The 6911-nt window shown below is 69.6% G+C and carries 4 protein-coding genes; 3 read left to right on the top strand and 1 reads right to left on the bottom strand.

The window, feature by feature from the left end; genetic code table 11:
- On the bottom strand, positions 1-637 hold a 637-nt coding region (locus AC2H6A_RS16750), incomplete at its 3' end, for an oxidoreductase (RefSeq protein ID WP_484274854.1).
- 64 nt (positions 638-701) lie between these two features.
- Here AC2H6A_RS16750 and clpB point away from each other — a divergent pair.
- The 3 genes from clpB to AC2H6A_RS16735 form a co-directional block, all read left to right on the top strand.
- On the top strand, positions 702-3314 hold the full coding sequence (gene clpB, locus AC2H6A_RS16745) for an ATP-dependent chaperone ClpB (RefSeq protein WP_484274853.1): 2613 nt from the start codon (positions 702-704) through the stop codon (positions 3312-3314).
- 60 nt (positions 3315-3374) lie between these two features.
- Positions 3375-5822: a Tex family protein gene (locus tag AC2H6A_RS16740; protein ID WP_484274852.1), complete on the top strand. Its 2448-nt coding sequence runs from the start codon at positions 3375-3377 to the stop codon at positions 5820-5822.
- A gap of 223 nt (positions 5823-6045) precedes the next feature.
- Positions 6046-6911: Orn/Lys/Arg decarboxylase N-terminal domain-containing protein (locus tag AC2H6A_RS16735; protein ID WP_484274851.1), on the top strand; the 866-nt coding region annotated here is incomplete at its 3' end.

The raw sequence follows: 6911 nt of genomic DNA, 5'->3' as shown, positions 1-6911 counted from the left end.
CCTCCAGCGGGAAACGCATGCGGTTCTCCAGGCTGCCGCCATAGGCATCCGTGCGCTGGTTGGCGATCGGGCTGAGGAACTCGTGGAGGAGATAACCGTGGGCGGCGTGCAGCTCGAGCGCGTCGAAGCCCACGCGGTCGGCGCGTTGCGTTGCCTCCACGAAGCGATCGCGCAGGCGGGCGAGGCCTTCGGCGTCGAGGGCCAGCGGCGCCGGCTCGCCTTCTAGCTGCGGGATGGCCGAGGGGCCCACCGGGCGCCAGCCGCCGGCCTCGGCCGGCACCAGCTGACCACCCTCCCAGGGCCGGCCACTGGAGGCCTTGCGTCCGGCATGGCCGAGCTGCAGGGCGAGCGGCATCGGCGACACCTGGCGCAGCGAGCGCACGAGCGAGGTCATCGCAGCCTCGGTGGGCGCGTCGTACAGTCCGAGGCAGCCGGCGGTGATCCGGCCGATCGGCTCGACCGCCGTGGCCTCGACGATCAGCAGGCCGGCGCCGCTGATGGCCAGCTGGCCGAGGTGCACGGTGTGCCAGGGCTGGGCGATGCCGTCGACGGCGGAGTACTGGCACATCGGGGCGATCACGATGCGGTTCGGCAGCCTGAGGCTGCGAAGGGCGAGGGGGGAGAAGAGGGTGCTCATGGCTTGAAATATAGCCTGTGGCCCCTACCTGCCAGACAGTCAACCATTCCGGAGTGCCCGTTCCATGCGTCTGGACAAGCTCACCACCCAGTTCCAGCAGGCCCTGGCCGATGCCCAGAGCCTCGCCCTGAACAACGATCATCAGTACATCGAGCCGCTGCATGTGCTGTCGGCCCTGCTCGGCCAGCCCGACGGTTCCGGCCGGGCGCTGCTCGAACGGGCCGGCGTGCGGGTGCCGGCGCTCAAGACCGGACTCGACGCCGCCATCAAGCGCCTGCCCCAGGTCACCGGCACTGCCGGTGATGTGCAGATCGGCCGCGATCTGGTCAATCTGCTCAATCTCACCGAGAAGGAGGCCACGCGCCGCGGCGACCAGTTCATCGCCTCCGAGATGTTCCTGCTCGCCCTGGCCGATGACAAGGGCGAGGCCGGGCGGGTGGCCCGCGAGGCCGGGCTCGAGCGCAAGGCGCTCGAGCTGGCGATCGAGTCGGTGCGCGGCGGCCAGTCGGTGGGCAGTGCCGAGGCCGAGGGCCAGCGCGAGGCGCTCAAGAAGTACACCATCGACCTCACCGAGCGCGCCCGCGCCGGCAAGTTCGACCCGGTGATCGGCCGCGACGACGAGATCCGCCGCTCCATCCAGATCCTGCAGCGCCGCAGCAAGAACAATCCGGTGCTGATCGGCGAGCCGGGCGTGGGCAAGACCGCCATCGTCGAGGGGCTGGCGCAGCGCATCGTCAACGGCGAGGTGCCCGATTCCCTGAAGAACAAGCGGGTGCTGGTGCTCGACATGGCCTCGCTGCTGGCCGGCGCGAAGTACCGCGGCGAGTTCGAGGAGCGTCTGAAGTCGGTGCTCAAGGAAGTGGCGCAGGACGAGGGCCAGACCATCGTCTTCATCGACGAGATCCACACCATGGTGGGCGCCGGCAAGGCCGAGGGCGCGATCGACGCCGGCAACATGCTCAAGCCGGCGCTTGCCCGCGGCGAGCTGCATTGCATCGGCGCCACCACGCTCGACGAGTACCGCAAGCATGTCGAGAAGGATGCTGCCCTCGAGCGCCGCTTCCAGAAGGTGCTCGTGGGCGAGCCCAGCGTCGAGGCCACCATCGCCATCCTTCGCGGCCTGCAGGAGCGCTACGAGCTGCACCATGGCATCGAGATCACCGACCCGGCCATCGTCGCCGCCGCCGAGCTCTCCCATCGCTACATCACCGACCGCTTCCTGCCCGACAAGGCCATCGATCTCATCGACGAGGCCGCCGCGCGCATCAAGATGGAGATCGACAGCAAGCCCGAGTCGATGGACAAGCTCGATCGCCGTCTCATCCAGCTCAAGATCGAGCGCGAGGCGGTACGCCGCGAGACCGACGAGGCCTCGCGCAAGCGCTTCGACCTGATCGAGCAGGAGATCGCGCGCCTCGAGAAGGAGTACGCCGACCTCGACGAGCTGCTGCGCGCCGAGAAGGCGGTGGTGCAGGGCAGCGCGCAGATCAAGGCCGAGATCGACAAGCTGCGCGCCCAGATGGCCGAGCTGCAGCGCAAGGGCCAGTTCGACAAGCTTGCCGAGATCCAGTACGGACTTCTGCCTTCGCTCGAGGGCCGGCTCAAGGCGGCGAGCGATGCCGAGGCTGGTCGTGGCGCGGGCGACGCCTCCCGTCCACGTCTGCTGCGCACCCAGGTCGGGGCCGAGGAGATCGCCGAGGTGGTCTCGCGCGCCACCGGCATCCCGGTGAGCAAGATGCTGCAGGGCGAGCGCGAGAAGCTGCTGAAGATGGAGGAGCGCCTTCATGAGCGGGTGGTCGGGCAGGACGAGGCGGTGCGCCTGGTGTCCGATGCCATCCGTCGCTCGCGCGCCGGCCTGGCCGACCCCAACCGGCCCTATGGCTCCTTCCTGTTCCTGGGTCCCACCGGGGTGGGCAAGACCGAGCTGTGCAAGGCGCTGGCCGCGTTCCTGTTCGACTCGCAGGACCACCTCATCCGCATCGACATGAGCGAGTTCATGGAGAAGCACTCGGTGGCCCGGCTGATCGGTGCGCCCCCGGGCTATGTCGGCTACGAGGAGGGCGGCTACCTCACCGAGGCGGTGCGCCGCAAGCCCTACAGCGTGATCCTCTTCGACGAGGTCGAGAAGGCTCATCCCGATGTCTTCAATGTGCTGCTGCAGGTCCTCGACGATGGCCGCATGACCGACGGCCAGGGCCGCACCGTCGACTTCAAGAACACCGTGATCGTCATGACCTCCAACATCGGCAGCCATGACATCCAGCGCATGTCCTCCAGCCCCGAGACCAACGACCCGGAGCTGATCAAGGAGGCGGTGATGGGCGAGGTGAAGAAGTCGTTCCGGCCGGAGTTCGTCAACCGCATCGACGAGATCGTGGTCTTCCACGGCCTGGGCGCGAGCCACATCGAGTCCATCGCCCGCATCCAGCTGCGCATTCTCGAGCAGCGCATCGCCGCCCAGGGCATGACCCTCACCGTGACGGAACCGGCGCTGGCCGAGCTCGCCAAGGTCGGGTTCGATCCGGTGTTCGGCGCGCGCCCTCTGAAGCGCGCCATCCAGCAGCACATCGAGAACCCGGTGTCGCGGCTGATGCTCGAGGGCCGTTTTGGGCCGAAGGATGTGATCCCGGTGGATTTCCGCGACGGTCGCTTCAGCTTCGAGCGGGTGGTGCACTGAGGCACGGGTGAGGCCGCTGCGGGCGTGGCAGAATCGCGCCCTTCGCCCCTGACCCGACCCATGCCCGCCAGCCTGCCCGCCGCCGCCGAAGCCCGCGTTCTGTCCTCGCTCACCGCCGAGCTCGCGGTGGCCGCGCCGCAGGTCAGGGCGGCCGTGGCATTGCTCGATGAGGGCGCCACCGTGCCCTTCATCGCACGCTATCGCAAGGAGGCCACCGGCGGTCTGGACGACACGCAGCTGCGCCTGCTCGCAGACCGCCTGGTCTACCTGCGTGAACTCGAGGATCGACGCCTGGTGGTCCTCGAGAGCATTCGGCATCAGGGCCGTCTCGATGACGCGCTCGCCGCGGCGATCGAGGCCGCCGACACCAAGCAGCGGCTCGAGGATCTCTACCTCCCGTTCAAGCCGCGCCGTCGCACTCGCGCGCAGATCGCCCGCGAGCTCGGCCTCGAGCCGCTGGCCGACCAGCTGCTCGCCGACCCTGGCCTCGACCCCGCCAGCACCGCGGCGGCGTTCCTGCGCGCGCCCGACGAGAAGGGCGAGAACGGCGTGGCCGATGCCAAGGCCGCGCTCGATGGCGCACGCGACATCCTTGCCGAGCGCTTCGCCGAGCGCGCCGATGTGCTCGAGGCGCTGCGCTCCCTGCTCTGGACCGAGGGCTGGATCCATTGCAAGGTTCAGGAGGACAAGCGCGCCGAGGCGGTGAAGTTCAGCGACTACTTCGATCACGCCGAGCCGCTCGCCGCCACGCCCTCGCACCGTGCGCTCGCCCTGTTCCGCGGCCGCCAGCTCGGGCTGCTTTCACTGCGCCTGGGCCTGGATCCCGAGCGCGATGCCCTGGTGCCGCATCCCGCCATGCTGCGGCTGGCCGGCGTGGTCGGCATCGGGGTGGCGATCGGTGGCACCCGGCCAGCCGACCCCTGGCTCGCCGATGTGGCGCGCTGGACCTGGCGGGTCAAGCTTCTGCCCCATCTCGAGACCGAGCTCTTCGGCCGGCTGCGCGAGGCGGCCGAGGCCGAGGCCATCCGTGTCTTCGGCGACAACCTGAAGGACCTGCTGCTTGCGGCTCCTGCCGGGCGACGCTGCGTGCTCGGTCTCGATCCCGGGCTGCGCACCGGCGTCAAGCTTGCGGTGGTCGATGACACCGGCAAGCTGGTCGACACCGGCACCATCTTTCCGCACGAGCCGCGCCGCGACTGGGACGGCTCGATCGCCACGCTCGCCGCGCTGTGTGCCCGTCACCGGGTCGCGCTGCTCGCGATCGGCAACGGCACCGCCTCGCGCGAGACCGACCGGCTGGCCGCCGAGCTCATCGCCCGCCATCCCGCGCTCGGGCTGCGCAAGGTGGTGGTGTCCGAGGCTGGCGCCTCGGTCTACTCCGCCAGCGAGCTGGCGGCTCGCGAATTCCCCGAACTCGATGTCTCGCTGCGTGGCGCGGTCTCGATCGCCCGCCGGCTGCAGGATCCCCTCGCCGAGCTCGTCAAGATCGATCCCAAGTCGATCGGGGTGGGCCAGTATCAGCATGATGTCGATCAGCGCGAGCTCGCCCGCCGCCTCGATGCCGCGGTCGAAGACTGCGTGAACGCGGTCGGTGTCGATGTCAACACCGCGTCGGCGGCGCTGCTGGCGCGGGTCTCGGGCCTGAGCGGCCCGCTTGCCCAGCGGGTGGTTGCCTGGCGTGATGCCCATGGCGCCTTCCCCGATCGCGCCGCGCTGCGCTCGGTGCCGATGTTCGGCGATAAGGCCTTCGAGCAGGCGGCAGGCTTCCTGCGGGTGCCCGCGGGCGCCAACCCGCTCGATGCTTCGGCGGTGCATCCCGAGGCCTACGGCGTGGTCGCGCGCATCCTGGCGCGGGCCGGCGTGCCGGCCGATCGCCTGATCGGCAACCGCGAACTGCTGCGCCGCTTGCGGCCCGGCGAGTTCACCGACGAGCGTTTCGGCGAGCCGACGGTGCGCGACATCATCGCCGAGCTCGAGAAGCCGGGCCGCGATCCGCGCGGCGAGTTCGTCGCAGCCGAGTTCCGCGAGGGCGTCGAGAAGCTCTCCGACCTGCAGCCCGGCATGCAGCTGCAGGGTGTGGTCACCAATGTCGCGGCCTTCGGCGCCTTCGTCGACATCGGTGTCCATCAGGACGGTCTGGTCCATGTCTCCGAGCTGTCGGAGCGCTTCGTGCGTGATCCGCGTGAAGTGGTCCGGGCCGGTCAGGTGGTCAGCGTGCGGGTGGTCGAGGTCGACCTGCCGCGCCAGCGAATCGCGCTCAGCATGCGGCCCGCGCGCGCCGGTGAGCCCGCGCGCCGCGAGCCGGGTCCGCGCGCCGGTGCGCCCGGGGCGCGCCCGCCCGCGTCCGCCCGGCCCGATGGGTCACGGTCGGGGTCGGGTGGGCCGACGCCGGCCGGGCGCGGGCCGGGATCAGGCCGTGGCACGCCAGGCCGCTCGCCCGCGCCGGCTGCGGGCGGCGCGCTCGCCGAGGCCTTCGCGCGGGCCAGCGGCCGCGATCGGAAGGCCTGAGCAGGCCGGGCACGACGCCCCCACGCGCCGAACGCGCCCCGGGTTGCCGCGTCATGCCCGCGCTCGCGCGTCCGGACGTCGGACCAAGCGCGCGCCGGCGCATCGAATCGCAACCGGTTTTGTGCTTTACTTGCGCGCGCGTCCGACCGGGCGCGGCTCCCCTTCACCGCCGGGCACTGCGCGGCCGCCGCACCGCCCCTGCCTCCCCCCGCGAGACGCCCCCATGAAATTCCGCTTCCCCATCATCATCATCGACGAAGACTGGAAGTCGGAATCCTCCAGCGGCCTGGGCATCCGCGCGCTGGCCAAGGCCATCGAAGACCAGGGCATGGATGTCGTCGGTGGCTTCACCTATGTCGATGTCACCATGGTGGCCAACCAGGCCGCCCGGGCCTCGGCCTTCGTGGTCTCCATCGATGACGAGGAGATCAACGAAGACGGCGATGAGAGTTCGGCGATCCAGGACCTGAAGAAGTTCATCGTCGAGACCCGGCGGCGCAATGCCGACATCCCGATCTTCCTGTTCGGCGAGACCCGCACCTCGCAGCACATCCCCAACGACATCCTGAAGGAGCTGCACGGCTTCATTCACATGTTCGAGGACACGCCGGAGTTCGTCGCGCGCTACATCATCCGCGAGGCCACCAACTACCTGAACTCGCTGGCGCCGCCCTTCTTCAAGGCCCTGGTCAACTACGCCAACGACGGCTCGTACTCCTGGCACTGTCCGGGTCATTCCGGCGGGGTCGCGTTCCTGAAGAGCCCGGTGGGTCAGATGTTCCACCAGTTCTTCGGCGAGAACATGCTGCGCGCCGATGTCTGCAATGCGGTCGATGAACTCGGCCAGCTGCTCGATCACACCGGTCCGGTGGCGGCTTCCGAGCGCAATGCCGCACGCATCTTCAGTGCCGATCACCTGTTCTTCGTGACCAACGGCACCTCCACCTCGAACAAGATCGTCTGGCACAGCGCGGTGGGCACCGACGACATCGTGGTGGTCGACCGCAACTGCCACAAGTCGATCCTGCACGCGATCATGATGACCGGCACGGTGCCGATCTTCCTGCAGCCCACCCGCAATCAGCAGGG

This window comes from Quisquiliibacterium sp. (assembly GCF_982640115.1).
Note: the sequence above shows the minus strand (reverse complement) of the source record. Positions and strands in the feature narration are given on the sequence as shown.

What these genes read in the sequence shown, in the direction of transcription:
- clpB (WP_484274853.1), top strand. Translation starts at nt 702, where the DNA reads ATGCGTCTGGACAAGCTCACCACCCAGTTCCAGCAGGCCCTGGCCGAT.
- AC2H6A_RS16740 (WP_484274852.1), top strand. Translation starts at nt 3,375, where the DNA reads ATGCCCGCCAGCCTGCCCGCCGCCGCCGAAGCCCGCGTTCTGTCCTCG.